A 20,843-nucleotide genomic window follows, 5' to 3' on the forward strand; every position below is an offset into this window, starting at 1 on the left:
TATTTTATCCCTGGTGACTCGATGCCTATATACAGCAGTGATTCACTGCCAAGTTAATAGTTTAGGTGTAAACCAGAGATTGTCGCTTTTAGGGTGAGTAGTCTTGTGCTTGTGAATATGAACATGCCGGTTAGATAGAGTTTAATGCCTGTTACGAGAAGCGGTATCTTAGAGCAGGTTTACAGTCTACACAGAATTAGTCTGTTGATAGATCGCCTATTATCGAGGCAAGTCGAACCATAGTGCGATAAGATCATTTGCTGAAGCGGTTAATACTATTTTTTCCCGATAAACTCCCAAGCCATCTCCCGCCACGAGCAGATGGCTGCCATTGAGTTCGGCATTACCAGCGATGATATGAAGATATCCTGGGCGCTTAAGGGTATCCAACCTTAAACTCTCACCGGTGCGTAGTTGGAGGCGAAATAAGCTGGCATTCTGGTGAATAATTAGTGAGTTATCGCGTCCATTGGGAGTTGCCAATGGAGTTAGCGCCCCAGCTTGAGTAATTGTCTTTTGTTCATAGCTGGGTTGAATATTTTTCCGGTTAGGTTGAATCCAGATTTGTAGGAATTTAAGATTTTTAGTCTTTGAGTGGTTATACTCTGAATGGGTAATACCTTTACCTGCACTCATTCTTTGAATCTCACCGGCGGGAACGACAAAGTGGTTTCCCTCGCTATCTAAATGTTCGATAGCACCCTCCAGAATGTAGGAAATAATTTCCATATTCTGATGACCATGAGTGTCAAATCCTGCCCCAGGCTTTACGGTATCATCGTTAATAACTCGCAGCGCGGAAAACCCCAGATGATGCGGGTCATAATAGTGCCCAAATGAAAAACTGTGTTTGCTGTGTAGCCAACCAAAGCGGGCTTGCCCCCGTTCCCCTGATGGTCTGAAGTAGTACATAGCCGGTTCCTTATCGGTAGAAATAATTTGGCTATGGTAGGCTGCTGTGGTTATAGGAGATATTGGATAATAATGAATCGGTTATTCGTATTAATAGAATGTTTAAGATTCTTCAGAGGTTGGCATATCTAAGGTCAGTAATCTTAGCTCACCAATAAACTCTCTAGCGGCAGGGCCTAATTTATCCTGGTCTTTAAAGTTCAAGAAAAAACTTGTGGAGCGCAGGCTGCCGTTTTTTAACTTAAGCTTTTTAAGTGTCCCCGCATTGAGTAACTTAGAAATTAGGGGTATGGGTAGCCAGGCGAATCCGAGGCCCTGTTCAATAAGATCCAAGGAAGCCCGTAAACTACCTACCTTCCAGCGCTGTTCGGCTCCCAGCCAGCCTGAATCCCTGTTTGTCTGCATAGCTGAGTCCCGCACAATAATCTGTCGATATAATTTCAGATTCTCGTAAGTCAGTTCGCAATTTAATTGATGCAGTGGATGATCTCTATGAGCGACAGCGACAAATTCTATACGGCAAATTTCATCGTTGAGAGCATTTTTCATACGAAAGACAGAAAGGCCTAAATCCACAAGCCCTTCTTGGATCAACTCATTGGTACCGGACAATACGGTATCGACAATATCGATATTCACCTGGGGATATCTCGCCGAAACTTTCTCCAGTGCCTGAAAAACCACACTTTGGGGGAAGGCGCCATCTACAGCGATACGCAGTTCTGATTCCACGCCTTCACCAAGGGTTTTGGCAATATCCTCGATACGGGAGACTTCATCCAGCAGGTATTGGCCACGGCGCAACATTAGGTTGCCAACTTCCGTGAGTATCACTTTGCGGCCAGATACCTCAAAAAGCTTGACTCCGAGAGCAGCTTCCAGGTTACTAACCGCATTGTGAATACTGGATTGGCTTTTGTGGACTCGCGCAGAAGCCTGATTAAAACCACCGGCATCCACTACCGCTTTAAACATGCGCCATTGTTCTAAGGTGGTTTTTTGCATTATGTAACCCCTGATTCTTATACCGGTAGTTGTGGATAAATATCAAGGGTAAAGCTGTACGGCCTAGAACCCCAAATACTTGCCCCAAGCGAGGGGCAAGGGCATTTATACCCGATTGTGGGGGCTGTTGTAATCGATCATCGGACCCACCGGTACCACCTGGCTGGGGTTGATGGATTTATGGCTAAAATAGTAGTGGCGTTTAATATGGTGGAAATTCACTGTCTCTGAGACCTGGGGCCATTGGTATAGCTCCCGGACATAATTGCGCACGTTGGGGAAGTCTTCCAGACGCTGCCGGTTACACTTGAAATGGCCGTGATAAACGGAATCAAAGCGAATTAAAGTTGTGAATAGTCGCCAATCTGCCTCAGTGATCTTATCGCCTACCAGATACCGCTGCTTACCTAATATTGCTTCTACCTTATCCAGGGCATCAAATAAGTCTAGGTAGGCCTCTTCATAAGCGGATTGAGTCGTCGCGAAACCACAGCGATAAACCCCGTTATTGATATTTTCATAGACCAATTGATTGATGGCTTCGATATCTCTCTGTTTGCCTTTGGGATAAAAGTCTTGTGTATCACCAGTCATTTCATTAAACGCACTATTAAACATGCGAATTATTTCGGATGACTCATTGCTGACAATACAGTTTTGCAGTTTGTCCCAAAGTACTGGGACCGTAACGCGGCCGGAGTAGTCGGATTTATTGCGAGTGTAAACCTGATGCATAAAGTCATAAGCAAATAGTGCATCACCGCTACTACCCTCATCGGTATTGAAGCTCCATCCCTGCTCAAGCATATCCGGGCTTACAACGGAAGTACTGATATGTTCTTCCAGCTTTTTCAATTTACGGAAAATCAAGGTGCGATGAGCCCAGGGGCAGGCCAGGGATACATATAGATGGTAACGCCCAGACTCAGCTTTAAAGCCACCTATGCCACTGGGCCCTGCGCTGCCATCGACAGTAATCCAGTTGCGTAACTGTGCAGCCTCTCGCTTAAATGCGCCACCTGAATTCTTGGTGTCATACCACTGGTCGTGCCACTGGCCATTAATTAACAATCCCATGTCATACTCCTAAATAGCGGTTGTTTTGTGACTGGCTTCAGATGGAATCAATGTATTTTCTTTCTATTGTCCAAGCTGAAACGACCAGCGCCATGGGCTGCTATCACCAGAAAACCACCGGCTATAGCCAGGTTCTTAAAGAACATTAGAAACTGCATTTGATCTTCCAGGTTGTTATGGAACAGGAGCGCAGTGAGTAAGCTAAATCCGGCGAATGCCAGAGCAGTTAATCGAGTTTGAAAACCTGCAATCAGAGCTAAGGCACCGGCTATCTCAAATAGTATTACCAATGGGAGCAGAAACTCGGGTAGACCACCGTAGGCCAGGTATTGAGCGCTACCCTCATAGTTTTGGATCTTGTTAACGCCTGCCAGTAAAAAGATTGCTGCCAAGCCAATACGTCCGGAAAGGTCTGCGACGGCTGGAAACAAGGAACCACTGGGGGCATTTGATGCTGTGGATAAAGTGGAAGTATTCATTGTGTCGGTCCTTAAACTGTAAATTGAGCGCCACTGCGGAGTAGCTTCTGTGGATAAAGGGCAGTTTATAGAGGACGAGCAGAATGAAAATTGGTTAAATTCGACCATATCATTCGAATAAATCGAACATCGGATTGGCCGGGTTCATTGAGAAGTGGACAAAAGGCCGCTCAAAAGTGATAGCCGATACCTATTGAGTAGACCCAGGGGTCAATATCTACATTCACATTGATGCGGTCGTAGTCGTTATCTTCTGTGCGGAAGCGAATTTTTGCCTTGGTATCGATACTTAAGTACCAGATAGCCGCATTAAACAGCCAGTTGCTCTCTCGTCCAAAGGCAATATCTATGCCCACTTCCCCTGCCAAGCCCCAGGAATTGCTCAGGCTCAGGGATGCTCTTGAGTCTGCACCCAGGGCCGTATCGAAGTAGTTTTGTGCCGTACGGCTGATATCTTCATCGAAGAAATGGGTGTAGTTAATTCCTACACCAATATAGGGCTGCACCCAGGACTCGGTGCATACCGGATACCATTGTACGCTGAGGGTTGGGGGAAGGTGCTTGATGTCACCCAGGGATACCCGACCCAGTGGATCACCGGTATCCGGGTCCGGTAAACCGCGCACATCAAGATCGTGCCGGAAAGGTACAGCTGCCAGTAATTCCAGTCCCCAATGGTCTGCAAATAACCAGGTACCAGTGATGCTAGCGGAGTAGCCTGTATCCACGTAGACCCGGGTGTAGTCCAAGGGGGTGCCATTTAGGCGGAGTCTGCCAGAGTCGTCGTTTGGATCGACCGCAGCAGCGCCAACGCGAACGATAAAATCTCCCTTTTTATAGTCCGCAACCGACTGACCGGTAAGCAATAGTACCGTGCAAAAAACTAATGTCAGATTGATTCTTTTCATGCCCAACTTTCCAGAAGTACGACTGAAAATATGTAGGAGGGTTGATAGCAACAGGAATACTGTAATCTATCGCTAGATTATTAGTGTAGATGTCTTTGAGGTCTGGGTTTATAGATAGCAAGAGCTGAGGCGCAGTAATTTATTGGTATAACTTTGTAAGCTTCTGCTGGGAATAAATTCCTATTTTCTGAGAAAGATTGCCCAGAAAAGGGTTTGGTTTCCTATTGCGAGGATAATTGTAGAATCGGTTAATTTATTGAGTGAAATTGCCCTGTATTATTTTGTGTTTTTACGTTGATATGTATTTAGCGATTCCTGATCAGTGTATTTTGCTTGATGTGCAGTAAAACTCACTATCAATGATCATATAAGACACCAGGCTAGAGATTTAATAACATGCTTAAGATAATACAGGGAGCAATGCAGCTCACAGGGCGACTATCCCCAAAGTTATCGGCAAATATTGCAATGTATCTGTCTTCACGACCCAGACGCTATGCTGACTCCGAACGTGAGAGATCGCAGCTGGCTCAAGCCAAGAAGATTACCTACCGGGGTGCTTTAGGTACAGAAAACACAGCCTGGTCCTGGGGTGAGGGCCCTGTGGTGATTCTATGCCACGGCTGGGAGGCCAAAGCCGCAAAAATGGCAACCTTGGCAATGGCAATTGCCGATCAGGGTTTCCAAGCGGTAGCCATCGATGCTACCGCTCATGGCCACTCTGAGGGCAAGGTTTGTAATTTTGATATTATGGCGAAAGATATCTGCTCTCTAGCCAGCCAGTTTTCGGAAATATTTGCCATCGTCGGTCACTCGATGGGCGGAATGATGACAATGCGTGCGCGGGAGTTTGGGCTTAAAGCCCAGTGCTACGCAATACTTGGCTCACCGAGTGCTCCCCTGCCCATTATAGAAATTATGAAAAAAATGCTGAAGGTGAGCCCTGGAACAGCAGAGTTATGCCAAGACAAGATTGCCAGTCAAATAGGGTATTCTTGGCAAGAGTTGTTGCAGTGTAAAATGTATACACCGGAAGAGACCCCGCTTCTGATGATTTACGATACTGAAGACGATGAAGTGCCGATTTTTCATGGAGAGAGAATTCATAAAACCTGGCCCGCAGCGGAGATGATCAAAATTAGCGGCGTTGGGCATCGGAAAATAGTTTGGGATGCTGAAGTGATAGAGCTTGTAAGTAACTTCCTTCAGCAGCAGAAGAGTAAAAAAATAGTAGTCAAAGGTACTCTAAATAAAATAGCTTGAATACTGATAAAGTTTTCATCTTATAAAAATGGGCCTGAAAGGCCCATTTTTATTTGTGTGAAAGAGAGCTACGTTTAGGATTTACTATTTTGGGCTGCCAAAAATTTTTGATATTGATAGGCCGCCCCCAGCATACATAATCCCACTAACATACAAACGACTATCTTCTGTATTAGTGAGAAGTCCTGCATATCCCAGAGCACAATCTTCAGTGCAGCTATGCCGTAGATAATTAGTGACAACTTAAGTAACTTCTGGGTTTCGGGCTTTAATGTCTGGAACAATAGTAGGGTTGCATGGACAACGAGAGCGAAGGAAACTGCTGGTAGCCACATGGCATCAAATAGCTGTGCTAATAGAGCTACGTAAACAAAAATCGCGGTAACATGCACCAGCCACATATTTGCCATTCGATGACCAGACCAAACGGCTCTTGTAGGCAGGGTTTTGTGGTAAACCAGCAAGACAGCGATGCCAAGAGAGACCAGGTTATAGGCTCCAATCCACTCTGCATTGTGCGATTTCACAATGACAGCTCCGACTTGAATCAGTGTGATTAATTCAAAAATACCCAGTGTCAGCATGTAGAAGGGCGTAAGCTGGTTGCGTACTGGTGCCAGCTTGGGTTGGCTGAAAAAGAGGCTTCCAAAATAGAGCTGGGTGAGTAGTAATGACAGGATAAAGTCATGAGTTAAAGTGTAACTGACAGCTATCAGCACTGCCGCAAAATAGTAAAAGGCCATCGGGAATACAGGCTTCAGTGCCCAGTGAATAGCATGCTGCCACTCCCTACCTGCGGGGTATCGCTTTAAGCCCTGGCCAAACCATATGAGCCCTATGAAGCTGGCTACTCCCAGCAATAGCCCCTCCATCGCCTTGCCCTGCCAGCCGACAAACTCCTGTAGGAGACAACCGCCGATAGTGATAAGGCTTGCAGCAGAAATCAAAATGCGAACTTCTTGTTTTAGATGTTCCATCCGCAGCCATTTGTAGAGGAATAGGGCAATACCACACGAGAACCACATAGCAACAGTGAAGTAGTCACTGGCCTTATACAGTATGGTAGGTAAGGCAATAATGGGCAGTAAAGCGTAAAAGAGTTTACGCAGTGCCAATGCCAGCTTCTGCCCTGGTGATTGTATATTCAGCTGGTGATAAAGCTCCGCAAGCAACCAAAGTCCCAGGAAAGCTTCAATACTGGCGATTTTTCCGTAGGGGATTTGATCGTAGAAATGAAGGTTGCCTACAACCGATGCACTGGCTAACAGTGGGACAAACAACAGAAGGTAATGCCAGAGACCGAGCCACTCGCTAAATGCTGAATTCATGCGCTGGCTACGCCAGATCAGGAAAGTCATTGGCAGTGGTGCCAGCAACCACATCCCTTGCGGCCAGATAATACCCACCGATAGCAGGAAGCTCGCAGATAAAAGCAGTCCGAAAGCATTATCTGCGATATAAGTGAAACGTTGTTCTGCGGGAGTGATTTTACCAGCACTACGGCGTAATAACTGGGTGATCGCAAAGGCCCCAGCACTGAGGGTTAGCCAGTTAGTCCAGCCTGCACTCACCTCTAAGGAGAATAGTAGTGGAGCAGGAACCAAGCTTTCAGCCACCCATACGAGAGCTTGCAAGAATAAGGTTACGCCGGCGAGGGCTAGAGCGATATAGCCCTCACTTCGCACACTGACAAAACCAAAATGTATTCCAAGGTAAATCAGCAGGAGGCCCTCCAGGCACCACACAATGCCCAAAAATTCAGGGCTGCAGAGTGCCAGAATTGCCAGGCCTGTTAACAAGCCCCCATGGAGTAAAGCTATTGCGAGGATACTGCGGGCTGAGGCACTGTTAATATCGTAGCCGAACAGGTGGCGTGAGTAGATGGCGAGCGCGGCCCAGGGTATTAGGTTGAGTAACCAAACCACACCTAGTGCATTAGCAGTGGGTGCTAGAGACCAGCTAATATGAATAAATAGCACCAGGTTTGCTGCCAGCAAACCGAGGCGCCTCCTATCCATTTCCTTGCCACTAAGCCCACCCAGTATGTAATGGGCAAACCCGTAGAAGAAACCTTGCAGTATCAGTAACAGACCCCAGTTTGAGCTAGACTCGCCCAAGTTTGCGACTGAAAACTCGAACATCCCTGCGCTGAGCGCCATAGTGACCACCGCCAGCTGAGGCCACTGAATCAACTTGGACAAACGCAGCATTGCGAGCGCGAGTACCAACAAGTAGCTGAGATAAATAACTGCGGATGGATCAAAATGATTGGCCACCAAGGGCATCGTGGCTCCACCCAGCAGAGTCACCATGGAAACAACACGGGTCTCGAATAGTAGGGCGAGTAAATAAGCAACTCCGGTAGTTACTACAAGCAGCCCCACGCCGATGGGAATCGGAACCAACTGATAGTAAGGCCCAGCAAAGTAACCACATAAGTAAAGCAGTATGACCCCGAGAGCGATCAGTCCTGAGCCGTAATCCGCCATGTTGGGCATGCGCCGCCTGAACATTACTCCACCAGTAGTAGTCGCGGCTGCTACCAGGAAGCCTAAAGTCACTTTACCTACAGGCCCCAAATAGGCATTGAAAGAAAACTGCAACAGGTAAGCAAAACCAAACACCAGCGCCAGGATGCCGGCAGCGGTCATAAAGAAGACAGGAGCCTTCCCTTGGCTTTGATAGTGCCGGTAGAAACTCATCAGGGAGCCCCATACTCGGCTAATGGGTTCCAGAGCAGGTTCCAATAGACTCGGTAGCTCCTCAGATAGCCATTTAGCGTGTCTACCAGGCTTCTCGGTTCTGTTAGGAGCATTGGTAATAGTACTTGCTGGCTGGGTTGGAGTTTCAGGAAGAAGGGGAGTAGCTTGCCCTGTCGACGGGGATCTGGAGGGATGAGTACCCATCAATTGGGATAGCTCATCTTCAGGCTCATCCACTGTCGGGAGCTGACTTGCCAACTGATCCCCAGTATCTTGCTGTATCTGTGCTTCTAGAGTCGATAACCGTTGTTCGAATATCTCAATGCGACGGCGATTATCTCGCTCCAGCAGGGCTAGTTCCGCGCGAAGTGATTGCAGTTCACTTTCCATAACTTGCTCTAAATGCTTTTTTCCGAGGCTACCTGGGCCTGACTGAGGGAACAAGTATTTATAGGGTTATGGATACCTATTCAATTAGTTTTGATAAATGTATCACTGTTTGTCAGGTAAGTGTTCGCCAACTGCCTCGTTGGTAACTAATAAAATCGTAGGAAGATTTAGTACAGTGAAGATTGCTGTTTTTGTTCTGTCTGTTTTACGGTGATTGGGGCAGGGGAGATCGTTTGTTGTCACTCAACCAAGAAACTTGATAGGTCTCGATAAGATAGTTCTTTCACTGTATAGCGCTTACCAAAACTACTTTTTCTATATTTTTACTTTTTTGCACTTAATATTTCAATGTGGAAAAATCATTTGACCCCCTGTAATTCAAAATATATAAGTTCCACCAGAAAAAAGATTAAACATCTTTAAATATTTCACGGAAAATATGGAAGCTAGGTTTCAAAGATCTAAATATCGCATGTTGTTAATCATTTGTTGTTGTCAATTTCATATGCTCGATTGTGTATCCCTCAAGTAACTTTGTGATTTTGTATCAGGTAGAACAGTAGATATTCCCAAATAGTAAAAGTTGTCAGTAATTATTATGGATGTTCAAAGAGCCATTCCCACAGAAAGATCGCATTCACTTGTAATGGCAGCAATACTTGATACTTTGCCATTAGCAATAGCTGTAATTCCCTGGGGGATTCTTTGTGGCTCTTTAGGGATTAAAATGGGCTTGAGTCCACTAGAATCACAGCTAATGTCCTTACTGGTATTTGCCGGGGCAGCCCAGTTATCGGCTCTTTCCATTATTGGTGTGGGCGGTGGACTTTCGTCTATTCTTGGTAGTACAGCAGTTGTAAGTTCTCGCCATTTACTCTACTCAGCAACTTTTAGAAATGAAGTTTTAAAGCTGCCTATATACAAGCGAATTGTATTTGCCTTTCTTCTTACGGACGAAATGTTTGCAGTTGCAGAGAATAAAAAGAGAGTGCTTGGATATTTTTCGTTTGAATATGCGCTAATGTCCGAATTTACCCTTTTACTTAATATGGAATTTATCCACCTTTGTAGGCGTTGTTGCAGGAAAGAGTATTCCAAATTTAGAAGCGCTTGGATTGGAATTTGCAATTGCTGCAACTTTTATTGCTATGGTAGTTCCAAATATTAAATCTAGGGCTACTATTATAGCTGTTTTGATTTCGGCAGTAAGTTCCGTAATGTTTCATATTTATGCAGTACCCAATGGATTACTCTTTTCAGGATTGATGGGTATGTGCATAGGTTATCTATTGGAAGATAAGGTCGAGGAGGAAGAGGTATGAGTATTTATACAATCTTAGCAATGTCTACCATTACTTTTTACATGCGTTATGCTTTTTTTGTAAAGAATCTTCCAATAGAGCTAAACAATAATACCCAACGTTTTTTAAGATTTACTGCACCCTGTATATTGACCTCAATGGCTGCTCCAATCGTATTTGGAGAGGTTGAGCTTTCCAATTCTGATCTGGCTAACCCCTTCCTTGTGGCAGGTCTCTTTACTATTTCAGTTAGCTGCGTGATTAAGAATATCCTTGCCGTTGTCCTTCTTAGTATATTTGCATTTTCAGTGATGAAGTTCTTTTTTAGCTGAAAGAGCTTTAACTGTTTAGAGCGAAAGCTACTCGGCAGCAAGTTTAGTAGGCTGAAGTTAGGTTAAGCCAATTTTTGATAGTAAATTAAGGTGTCAGTTTAAATTAATTTGCTCTTCTTGCTCTTCTTGCTCTTCTTGCTCTTCTTGCTCTTCTTGCTATTAATGGTCTAAGTATTATCAGGCGTTAACTTAACTGAGTCACGATAGCGTGCCAGTTCATCTAAAAGCCACTGCTGGGATACTTCTTTAGGCTTTTCGGCACACTTAATATGGTAGGGCTTGCCACTAAAGGTGCTCTTGGTTGCACTTAGCCTAATAAAATCCTCCGCGCTATCAATTTTGTTGGAGAAATACTTATATTTCTTCTCCATATGCTCCACTGCTTCCTGGCTGGTGTGCTCACTATCGTTGCGGATAAAGGTACACTCTGAAGCAGAGACAAACTCCATTAGGTGGTTTATTTCGTTGATAGGAGTATCTGCCTGAGCCAGGATGGAGGACATACTTAGCGAGATAATAGTAAGTAAAGTTGAGAGACTTTTAATCATTTTCCCATTACTTGGCTGTGGAGTATCAGGGGGGCATTAGCGGGCCAAGAACTGGTATAGAGTCAAGAGGAGCTCTATACCAGAACTTATACCAAGGCCAGCAGCCTGGTGCTTTAAGTGTTCTTAGTGACTATCACTTTTGCAGTGCACTGTACGCTCTTGCTAGCTTCCTCTCCAACAATTTCAGAGGATTCAGTCAAAATTTGGGAGACCGTAAGTTCAGAGGCAGAGATCACCTCCATCATTTCCTTCTTACAGTTGGTGATGTTGATTGCATTAGAGATAGCTGGGTCGTAGCTGATTTTGTGAGAGAAGTTTCTCTCTTCTTCACCATTACGGCTTCTTTTGATGCTTTGGAACGCCTCTTTACCCGCATCTACAGTATCCCCGATCACGTTGCTAGGCTGTACCTCGAGCTTCATACAGGAAGTGGTGGCCAAGGCTATTGCAATAATGGTTAAGAATTTGTTCATTTCTTCTTTAGGCTCTTGAAATTGTAGTGTTTAACCCTTAATAGAACGGTAAGCCTACCGTTCAGAAGTCTAGAGGATCATTCTACATGAGCGGCCGTATTGAGTCGTAACAGAACTCGAATTGTAGTTGATAATCAGTCAGGGCTGATTGCATATTGTTCAAATCGGTTGATAAAAATACATTCAAGATAGAGCTTGCTCGCTAGGAACTAACTCTGGAAGTGGTTCTTAGTGGTTTTTCCATAACTAGTATTATGGAATGGTTCCTGGCTTATTGAACTTATTGCCTTCTACTCAAATTTCGACATTCGTTTGTTCTATTGACAATTCCGAGTCAAAGGTTACTGACCTGCGTAGGTATTGAGTTTCTAGTCTTTTCTTTAAAATTCCTGGGGAGATCAAAAAGGTTTTTTCACCCTAGTTATTAATAAAAATGATAACAAGGAATTACTACTTAACTTCTAGGGTCACTTTGTTCAAAGGTCTATACAGTGAATGATTGGTCACCAATCTATTTGGTACGATCTGGGTGTAAAATCCACAAAGATCCTTATTTTGTCCATAATTTCTTTGCTAAAGTTGCGCCCCATAAAAGTTCAACAAAAAAATTTGTTAAAAACTCTTGGGGAGATCATATAGTGAGCAGCTTTAAGAAAGTTTTGTGCCTCAGCTCTATCATTTCAATTGCAGCTTGCGGAGGTGGAGGTGGAGGCGGCGGTGGCAGTTCGAATGAAGGTGGTTCGGGTGGTGGTTCAACTAATAGCGCCCCTGAGTTTGTCTCTGCAAGTGAAGTCACTACGGAGGAAAATAGTACCGGTATTTTGCTTACACTATCCGCTAGTGATGCCGATGGAGACAGCATTAGTTACAACACTATCGGCGGAGAAGACCAGTCCCGTTTTCTGATAGATAACGGTAACCAGTTGCGCTTTGGTTTTGCTCCAGACTTCGAGAATCCTGCCGACGCAGATGGAGATAATATCTACCAGGTGGTAATTGAGGCTAGCGATGGCAACGGAGGTCAGGCGAGCCAGGAAATTGTGGTAACAGTTACTAATGTCAACGATGGCGCTCCCGAGTTTTCATCTGCAACTGAAGTTACAGTCGAAGAAGGTGTAAGCGGAATTTTTTACACCGCTACGGCCCAGGACCCAGATGGAGATGAGGTCACATTTTCATTGAACGACGATGCTGATACGGCATTGTTTTCTATTGATTCTGCTAGCGGTGAACTTAGCTTTAACACTGCTCCAGATTTTGAGTCTCCTGCGGATAGTGACAAAGATAATTATTATCAGCTATCAATCAGCGCTGCTGATAGTGAAGGGATCGTCAACCAGCTTACGCTACAAGTGTCTGTGACTGATCTAGTTATACCTTCCGCTCGTATGGTTTTCCCCACTGGTGGTGCCAATATGGGAGGGAAGCTTTCCAACCTCGCTCTTACTACCAGGGTCTTAGACCTGGAAAGTGGTGAAAATACTACCGAGCAATTGTCTAGCATCACGATCGATAATCAGTCGCCGATTATGGATGCAACGTCCTCGTCAATTTGGTATCTCGATAGCACGGTTGATAAAGGTCGCGATTCTTATAGTCTTTCAGCCGAGTTCGTCTCGGGCGAAACGGTTCAAAGTTCTCACTCTGTCAAGAATGAGCATTTAATCCATTGGCCAGTGGGGGTGTCCTACGACAATTTATATGGGAGTCGGTATTTCGCTGATACCGGCTTGAATATGATATTTGAGGTAGATTTTACATATACGCGCCGAGTAATTTCTGGGCCATCGGTTGGGTCGGGTCCATCTCTGAATCCAATCGATATGGTACAAAAATTCCCCATGGTGCGCGCCGATCCAGCTGATGACTACTTTGTCGTATTGAATGGGGACGGGAGCATCTACTCTGTACAACGGACAACCGGTAACCGCACGCAATTGTCCACATGGGTTCCGGCAGATCTCACTTCATTGGCATTGACTAGCTATGGAGGTATTGCTTACGCCACAAGAGCACAGGGATCGTATGGAGAAATTATTGAATTTGACCTGCTGAATGGAGGCTACTCCGTGATATCCAGTTCTAATTCATCGTCCCCGATTGGCGCTGGCGCTGACATGATACATCCAAAGGGCATTGCGCTAGATGAGCCAAATGGGCAGCTTTACGTGGGTGACGACAGCACAGATTCTATACATAGGATAGATATTGCAAGCGGTGATAGAACAACAATAAGTGGTAATGGTATCGGCAGCGGTGAACCCGTGTCACAACCAAAGGGTTTAATCGTCGATGTTGACAATGGCAAGATTTATGTTGCCAACGGTCAGGTTCAGAATATCCTGCAAGTTGACATATCTACCGGTGATCGCACAGTTGTGACTGACTGGACTAAGGGAGAAGGATTGCGGCTTGTAAACCCCCAATCAATTAGTCAAGGGGGCGGTAGCGATAGCCTTCTGGTGTCCGGAATTCTCTTCGACCCGGTAATTATGTCTGTCGATATCAATACGGGAGATCGTACAGAAATTTCCTCCAATCATGTTGGTACGGGCCCCAGCTATGTTTGGAACAATATAAGCTATAACCGTGAGACTGATCGGTTATTGACTGTTGTTATAGATAGTTCCATAGCGGCGGAAATAGATTTACAAAACGGCAATCGCACCATTGCGGCTGAATTTATTCCGCCCGCTTCAGCTCGTGTTCGACCGTCTGCGATTGTTCCGGATGACTCAGGTCAATATGCCTATATATTCGATGAGAGCAGCGATGAATTAATTAAGCTTGATTTGGAAAGTGGTGAATTCGAGAGTATATCTGCATCTGGTATTGGTGAAGGCCCTGCGTTCTCCGGTGGCGTAGAAGCCATGGAGTTGGATGCTACTAACAATCGCATGGTTTTGCTACAGGATACAGGGTTAGTAAGCGTAGATCTTGATAGTGGCGATAGGGAAGTTATCTCCGCTAATGATACCGGCACAGGAACCTTCTTTGACTCCGCCAAAGGCTTAGCGCTAGATCTCGCGAATAACCGCGTCTTTGTAAGTGATTCAGGTACTAGTGGCATAGACTGGCAAGTAGACCTGGGTACCGGTGTCAGTGAGTCAGGAACCGGTGCTATCTGGGAAGTAGACTTGACTACTGGTGACAGGAACACTTTCGCCTCGTCAGTGCATGGCGGTAGTAATAATAAGATCCCTAATGATATTGTCCTGGACACTATTGGCAACCGCCTTTTGGTCGGCACTAATAGCGGAAGTTTAGTAGCCATTGATATGGACGACTTTTCACAGTCAATTCTATCTAGTGGCAAGGGTTGTGATAGCGACTGCCGTGGTGACGGAATTGAAGTGGAGAGCCTCTCCTCCATGGCCATTGACACAGAAGGCCGCCGCCTCTTTGCCTACGATGGTGGCTCGAATGGCGTGCAAGGAGTTGTCGTTATTGACTTGCGTTCTGGCCAACGCGCACTGGCTTCCAAATAGGAGCCTACCGGGTCCCAAATGAAAGGGGCCCGGTATCTTTACATCGAATTGCGAGGCTTGTATGCCAGGTGTTGGAATTACGAGATGATTCTGGATCGGTATTGTAGGCCTTGCTTGAATGGCAAGTCCTTTAAAAAACTGCAATAAATAGTTCTACAGTAGCTCAATAAAAGAAGCCCCAGAAAATAGAATTCTCTGAGGCTATCTATTTCTAATCAATAAGCGCTTATGCCTTTTGACTAGCGCTGATAGACTTTAGAAATATTTATAGAAATGCCACTTACAGCTAGCAGTTCATAATGAACGAGCCCAACCTTCACCAGATCACGGCTGGTATAGAGGGTAGTCCGTATATCCCACTTCGGTGCCGCCATACATAGTTTCCGCGTCAACCTGATTGAGTGGCCATTCATTACGAATACGCGTGGGAAGATCCGGGTTGGCAATAAAAGGTCGGCCAAATCCAAAGATATCTCCATTACCTGCGTCAAGCACCCGCAAGGCTTTTTCGGGGGAATACTTTCCTGCATACATGATGCGCCCGCTAAAGATTTCACGTACTTCTCGATAGAAATTCTCAGGCAAATCCGGTGCATTATCCCAATCCGCCTCAGCCAGTGACAGATAGGCAATTCCAGCTTCATTTAGCAGCTTAATAGCTTCGATATAGGTCTTATGGGGATCACTCTCCACCAGCCCAAGGTAGACTCTGTCCTCATCGGTACTTTCGAAAAGCGGTGCAAACCGAACACCGAGCAGTTCGCTGCCGACTTCTTTTGATACCGCCGCAACAATTTCTTTAAGGAAACGCAGGCGGTTTTCCAAACTACCACCATACTCATCATCGCGATGATTGGTATGTTCTGAAATAAACTGGTTCACAAGGTAACCGTTGGCACAGTGTAGCTCAACACCATCAAAGCCAGCTTCCATGGCGTTGCGAGCGGCCTGGGCATAGAGTTGAACCAGTTCTTTAACTTCCTTTGTTGTCAGCGCACGAGGCTCACTGGGTTCAGCCAGGGCGCCTTGTCCTGGACCTGTCTCGATAAATACCTTAACTGCGTCTGCACGGATAGCAGATGGCGCAACGGGCGCTGCATTTTCAGGCTGTAATGTAGTGTGGGATACACGCCCAACATGCCAGAGCTGGGCAAAGATGATACCGCCTTGATCGTGTACGGCTTTGGTCACTTTTTTCCAGCCTTCGATCTGTTCCTTTGAATAGATTCCAGGTGTCCAAGCGTAGCCTTGGCCTCTTGGTTCGATTTGTGTGCCTTCTGTAACCATAAACCCAGCACCAGCACGCTGTGAGTAATAGTTAGCCATCAAGTCATTGGCAATATTACCAGGCTGGCTACTGCGTGATCGGGTCAGCGGTGGCAGAACAATACGATTTTTTAGGGTGTAAGGGCCCAGGTTGATCTCACTGAATAGTGACTCGTTTTTCATAATGACCTTCCTGTTTAAAACTGACTGCAGTGAGTGTTTGAAAAGACACAGGTAAAAAGCAGCAGTGATAAGGGCAACTGAATAGCCCCAGCGAGTTTTGGCTGTGCCTTGTGATGGTGGGAATACTAGAGGTGCAAGGATACAATTTGAAACAACTACTCTTTGTCTTAGTTACAAATATGAATGGTATAAGCCGCCTGGACCTAAAACAGCTACGTATACTGGAAGCACTGCTTCAAGAGAGAAACCTATCCCGGGTAGCTGAAAAGGTGGGGTTAACCCAGCAAGCGATAAGCGAACAGTTGCGTAAGCTGAGAGAAGTGTTTGATGACCGGCTGTTTATCCGGCAAGGCAACGGTATGGTGCCCACCCCTGTTGCTGAGCAGCTGGGAGGCAGGATCAGTAGCATTTTGAAGGATGTAGAGTCACTGCTAACTCCAATAGCGTTTGACCCGGCAACTTATAAAGGGATTTTTAGTATTAGTGCCACGGATTACGCGATTCAATCGGTACTGCCCCAGCTATTAGAGGTCGTCCGTAAATCTGCCCCGGAACTTAAAGTTATCGTCAGGGACTTTGAAACAGATAATCTCAATCAGTTAATGGTGGCTGGTGAGATCGACTTAGCGCTCACCTTTCCTGATTTTATTCCGGATGATCTGCCATACAAACTGTTATTTGAGGAGCAACATGTCTGTATAGCGGGAAAAAAGTCTCCGCTGAAGGGTAAGTCATTAACGTTGGCAGACGTGGCCGAGCTTCCGCAACTGATCATTTCACCGTCACGGGCAAACCTCAAAGGATCACACGATGAGTGGTTTGCGATGCAGGGGCTAAAACGCAATATTGTTATGTCGATACCCAGCTTCTCTGCTGCCCCAGATATTATTGCTGCGACAGACACAATTGCGTTCTACCCCTCAAGACTTCTACCCAATAAAAAAGTTATTCCCCTTAAGTTGGAGACGCAAACACCAAAATTTGAGGTTATAGCAGCATGGCATAGTCGATCTAACCATAGCCAGCTTCATATGTGGATGGTTGAACAGCTGATGAAACTTTTTAAGTAGCCTCTTGGGTAACTAATAGGCTCCTGTATAGAGCGTTAGAAGTATACAAAAGAATAATATTTAGAATTAAATCGCAGTGGGAAAATAAGATGGTTTATAGCGAACCATCTTATTTTTGAAAACTGAAACAGGCTGTATTTCTATTCCCGTAAGAATAACTCAGCAACTTCTTTTTTAGCAGCAACAACATAGGTAATCATTAGGTCTTCCTGATTAATATCAGTCAAGTAATCGATATCTCTATGCACTGCTCTCAAAATAGAAAAGTTACCGGTGTCGAGATCGTATGACCATAACTGATCATCTCGATTGATTGAGTAAATCACATTCTCTTTGATTACAAACCTTTTCTCACTGCCCTGATGAATTAGCTCTTCGATTAGCTGATCTTCCGCTGGGCCGGGCTGCCAGAAGCGGTTCATATGGTCCATATAGATCAGTCGGCCATCCTCGCTTCGTTGGGCCCAGTTAACTTGGGTATCGTTGATAATGCTAACTTCAAGGTTATCCAGGTTTACTTCTGTAAACTTTGTAACGCCTTTAACCGTTAAAGTTAACAGCGCGAGGTTACTCACACTATCCCACTGGAATAGTCGGTCAACTGGATGGGCTAGTGAGAAGGCTTCTCTGCTACCGTCCAGGGAGATTTTAGTTAGTATCTGATTGGCACTCGCCAGTATACTTTGGCCGTCGGCAGACCAGCTAATACCGTAGATATTGGTATCCATTGGAAACTGGCTGACTTGCCGTAAATCGCTGCCATCAGTTATCCATACCTGATCTTCACCAGAGCGCCTGGAGGTAAACGCAATCAAGTTGCCATTGGGTTGGAAAACGCCATCATCCTCTCCCAAAATCGACCGTGTTGTGCTTGGGTAGAGTTCGCTGACATCTTCGTTCGAAGGCGTATCGATGGACTCGGGTTGGTTAAGCGGTATTGATGCAATATCACTATCGTATCGGCCCTTAATCAGAAGTGCCCTCTGCCCATTTGGGTGAAAATCGGGTGTGCTGGCAGATTGATCCAAAGGCAAATCAAGCTTACTGACCTTTCCATCATAAGTGAGAGAGAAGAGTCGTCGCCCTGTGCTGAAGATTAACTCATCTTTAAGCGGCGAAAAGTTAGGGGATATAGTCCTGCGCTGAGGGATTTCATCCGGATAGTCTATCGGGTGGCTGGATAAAAGCGCCCCTTTGGAATCCAGCATATCGATATAAAGCTGGCCATCTTGGTGATGGCTGGTTACAGCTATTAACCCATCAGTAATTGAGTAATCAAAGTAGGCCAGATTTCCATTCTCCAGATCATAAAGGACTCGACTGGTATTATCCCTGACTGAATAGTTGATCAACCGCCAACGGTTGGTCTCTTTATGCAAAATAGCGAGATTATTGTTATTTAACCATACCGGGTTCTTAATGGCCGAGTTCTTACAGCGCATTAATACATTTGGCTGCTGTGGGCTGACTAATGCCTTTTGAAAATCCAGACTTACCAGGTTGTAACAGGTATTCTGGGTTAGCGGTATGGTGCAGTCTTCTTCAGATATAAATACCAGTTTCTTGCCATCTGGTGATAGTGTATGGCGGCCATAAGTACCCCATTCTGGAGTTAATTCCGTCTCCTTCTGGGTACGAATATTTCTGGCCCATATTTTATTAACACAGAGCTTATCTAGATAACGATTAAAAATAATATATTCACCATCTGGCGAATAAGAGGGGCTAAATTCTTTGCGGTCAGTTGCGGTTACTGCCTGTAATCGATCAAATACAAGCTGAGATTTTTGCTCGGGCGGAGAGTATTTAAATATAACAAATACTAATAATACCAATCCGACAAGTGCAAATATTGGAAATCGATTTGGTTTGATAGTCTGGGTTTGGTGGCTTGGATTAACCGGTTTTATATCTATTTCCGGCTTGGGGGAAGAAGGGGAGGGAGCTTCTTCTTTCGGTGCTGTGTTATCTTGTGGAATAGAATCATCATCTTGCCAAACAATATCGCATTCCAAGCTATAACCCTGTTTGGCGTGAGTTCTAATATAAGATTGCTGCTTTCGATCCTCGCCCAAGGCTTTTCTAAGTTGCGCAATACTTCTTTGCAGCGTATTTGGTGTGACTATTGTATCGGGCCAAACTTCAGACAGTAGCTCATCCTGGCTCACCACTTTTCGCTGATGCTTTGCCAAGTGGGTTAAGACAGCAAGGGCTTTTGGGGGGATAGTTTGCGATTGCTCACTTCGGGTGATCTGGTTTCTGGATAAATCAACAAAGAAGTCACCCACCCAATATTGTAAAGCCATTAATATATCTACCTGAGCAAAATTTGATCTGTATTTTTGTGTTCGATACTATCACAACCCTGTATTAGGTCTAAATTGAGTTTTGTGACTTATTAACAATCTGTCGCTTTTAAGTGAAGGTGTCCTGTGCTAGTTGATTGCTTCATTTAGGGCCGGTATCCAATGACAGCAAAATTGTGAAGAGGCAATTAGCTGAGTATTCAGGCCTGGAAATGCTAGCTTTGTATAAAAAGTGGTAGGGTGATCCCAGCTTTCTATAGTAATTAAATCAAAATCAGTCTTGAGAGAATTAAGCTGCGATTCTTAGATGTCACCAACTAAGTTTATATTTCTTTAAATCATCTATTTTTTTACAAATGAGGTCTGGCTGACTACTTTAAGTCACGAATGAACTATCTCCCTCTTTTGTTTATAGGCTTGGATGGTCAGAGATTGCCGAGAATTGAATCAGATGACCTGACATGTTACTCACAAGAATTATCTCCTTTAAGTTCTGATTTGTTGTTCTGTTAGGAGCGGCAGATGTTGGTAGGAAATGCCCTTACAGTGAAAGCTCTCTTCAAATAGGGTTTGGTGGATAGAAGAATTCAATGACAATCTTGAAAGTGAAACTCTAATAGTAAATAGAATGTCGCTGGTTAGATATCATGTTTTCTAACTCGCTAAATACAATACTTAGCTTGTATTGGTTCTGATTTCTATTTTCTTAAGTGTGGATATTTTAAAATTTAGGTAAAAATTGATTGTTTTGTGGGTTTTTGTGGGGATATATATTAAATGTGTTTGTGTTCTGCGTTTGAATTATATGTCTGCAATCATTTGGTATGTTCTTGCCGGCGCTAACTTTTTTAGTTTGGCTGAGCTCCTACTTCTACTTCTACTTCTACTTCTACTTCTACTTCTACTTCTACTTCTACTTCTACTTCTACTTCTACTTCTACTTCTATGGGAATGTGACTTTTACAGAAAAACTGTCACTTTTCCACAATAATTCTGAATGAGAGTGTAAGTGTAGCTGAGTTTTCTTAGTTAATTTTTATCGATTTTTTAGGTTTAATTTAAACGATAGTTCCACTGTGATAAATAAGTAAAGTGTGACCTGGTTTTAGGTTGTTATGTTTTTTTAATGTTTTTTATGTT

General features: G+C 44.6%; 15 protein-coding genes. 5 read left to right on the top strand and 10 right to left on the bottom strand.

Translation table 11 applies throughout. The annotated features are described in order from the left end of the window. Positions 1-219: 219 nt before the first annotated feature. The 5 genes from ACJJI6_RS20300 to ACJJI6_RS20320 form a co-directional block, all read right to left on the bottom strand. Positions 220-912 (bottom strand): pirin family protein, encoded by a 693-nt coding sequence (locus ACJJI6_RS20300; RefSeq protein WP_475711890.1) that lies wholly within the window; start codon positions 910-912, stop codon positions 220-222. A gap of 102 nt (positions 913-1,014) precedes the next feature. Beyond that, complete coding sequence (locus tag ACJJI6_RS20305; RefSeq protein WP_475711891.1) at positions 1,015-1,917, bottom strand: LysR family transcriptional regulator; 903 nt, start codon at positions 1,915-1,917, stop codon at positions 1,015-1,017. Between the two features lie 105 nt (positions 1,918-2,022). After that, complete coding sequence (locus ACJJI6_RS20310) at positions 2,023-2,994, bottom strand: glutathione S-transferase family protein (RefSeq protein ID WP_475711892.1); 972 nt, start codon at positions 2,992-2,994, stop codon at positions 2,023-2,025. Positions 2,995-3,041: 47 nt separating this feature from the next. Then, positions 3,042-3,473: a DoxX family protein gene (locus ACJJI6_RS20315; protein ID WP_475711893.1), complete on the bottom strand. Its 432-nt coding sequence runs from the start codon at positions 3,471-3,473 to the stop codon at positions 3,042-3,044. Between the two features lie 170 nt (positions 3,474-3,643). Then, complete coding sequence (locus tag ACJJI6_RS20320; RefSeq protein ID WP_413663308.1) at positions 3,644-4,381, bottom strand: OmpW/AlkL family protein; 738 nt, start codon at positions 4,379-4,381, stop codon at positions 3,644-3,646. A 396-nt stretch (positions 4,382-4,777) separates the two neighbouring features. Here ACJJI6_RS20320 and ACJJI6_RS20325 point away from each other — a divergent pair, with 396 nt between their 5' ends. After that, complete coding sequence (locus ACJJI6_RS20325; RefSeq protein ID WP_475711894.1) at positions 4,778-5,644, top strand: alpha/beta hydrolase; 867 nt, start codon at positions 4,778-4,780, stop codon at positions 5,642-5,644. A 74-nt stretch (positions 5,645-5,718) separates the two neighbouring features. Here the strand turns inward: ACJJI6_RS20325 and ACJJI6_RS20330 are convergent, their stop codons facing one another. Then, a complete protein-coding gene (locus tag ACJJI6_RS20330; protein WP_475711895.1) occupies positions 5,719-8,736 on the bottom strand; it encodes a DUF2339 domain-containing protein in 3,018 nt (1,005 codons plus the stop codon). Between the two features lie 598 nt (positions 8,737-9,334). Here ACJJI6_RS20330 and ACJJI6_RS20335 point away from each other — a divergent pair. Together ACJJI6_RS20335 and ACJJI6_RS20340 are read left to right on the top strand one after the other, a co-directional pair. Next, on the top strand, positions 9,335-9,904 hold the full coding sequence (locus tag ACJJI6_RS20335) for an AzlC family ABC transporter permease (protein WP_475711896.1): 570 nt from the start codon (positions 9,335-9,337) through the stop codon (positions 9,902-9,904). Between the two features lie 150 nt (positions 9,905-10,054). Continuing rightward, positions 10,055-10,369 carry a branched-chain amino acid transport AzlD family protein gene (locus ACJJI6_RS20340; protein WP_445355675.1) on the top strand — a complete coding sequence of 105 codons (315 nt, stop codon included), beginning with the start codon at positions 10,055-10,057 and terminating at the stop codon, positions 10,367-10,369. A gap of 167 nt (positions 10,370-10,536) precedes the next feature. Here the strand turns inward: ACJJI6_RS20340 and ACJJI6_RS20345 are convergent, their stop codons facing one another. Beyond that, positions 10,537-10,917: a DUF5329 family protein gene (locus ACJJI6_RS20345; protein WP_445355676.1), complete on the bottom strand. Its 381-nt coding sequence runs from the start codon at positions 10,915-10,917 to the stop codon at positions 10,537-10,539. Positions 10,918-11,030: 113 nt separating this feature from the next. After that, entirely contained in the window at positions 11,031-11,390 is a 360-nt protein-coding gene (locus tag ACJJI6_RS20350) for a hypothetical protein (RefSeq protein ID WP_444896112.1), read from the bottom strand. Positions 11,391-12,028: 638 nt separating this feature from the next. Here ACJJI6_RS20350 and ACJJI6_RS20355 point away from each other — a divergent pair. Beyond that, the gene (locus tag ACJJI6_RS20355; protein WP_445355677.1) at positions 12,029-14,878 is read left to right on the top strand and encodes an Ig-like domain-containing protein; all 2,850 of its coding nucleotides are present in this window, start codon (positions 12,029-12,031) and stop codon (positions 14,876-14,878) included. 324 nt (positions 14,879-15,202) lie between these two features. Here ACJJI6_RS20355 and ACJJI6_RS20360 read toward each other — a convergent pair whose 3' ends face one another. Beyond that, on the bottom strand, positions 15,203-16,327 hold the full coding sequence (locus tag ACJJI6_RS20360; protein WP_445355678.1) for an alkene reductase: 1,125 nt from the start codon (positions 16,325-16,327) through the stop codon (positions 15,203-15,205). A gap of 146 nt (positions 16,328-16,473) precedes the next feature. Here ACJJI6_RS20360 and ACJJI6_RS20365 point away from each other — a divergent pair, with 146 nt between their 5' ends. Next, complete coding sequence (locus ACJJI6_RS20365) at positions 16,474-17,397, top strand: LysR family transcriptional regulator (protein WP_475711897.1); 924 nt, start codon at positions 16,474-16,476, stop codon at positions 17,395-17,397. A gap of 140 nt (positions 17,398-17,537) precedes the next feature. Here ACJJI6_RS20365 and ACJJI6_RS20370 read toward each other — a convergent pair whose 3' ends face one another. Continuing rightward, positions 17,538-19,703 (bottom strand): winged helix-turn-helix domain-containing protein, encoded by a 2,166-nt coding sequence (locus tag ACJJI6_RS20370; protein WP_475711898.1) that lies wholly within the window; start codon positions 19,701-19,703, stop codon positions 17,538-17,540. Positions 19,704-20,843: the final 1,140 nt, after the last annotated feature.

This window comes from Microbulbifer maximicatervae (SeqCode) (assembly GCF_056232625.1).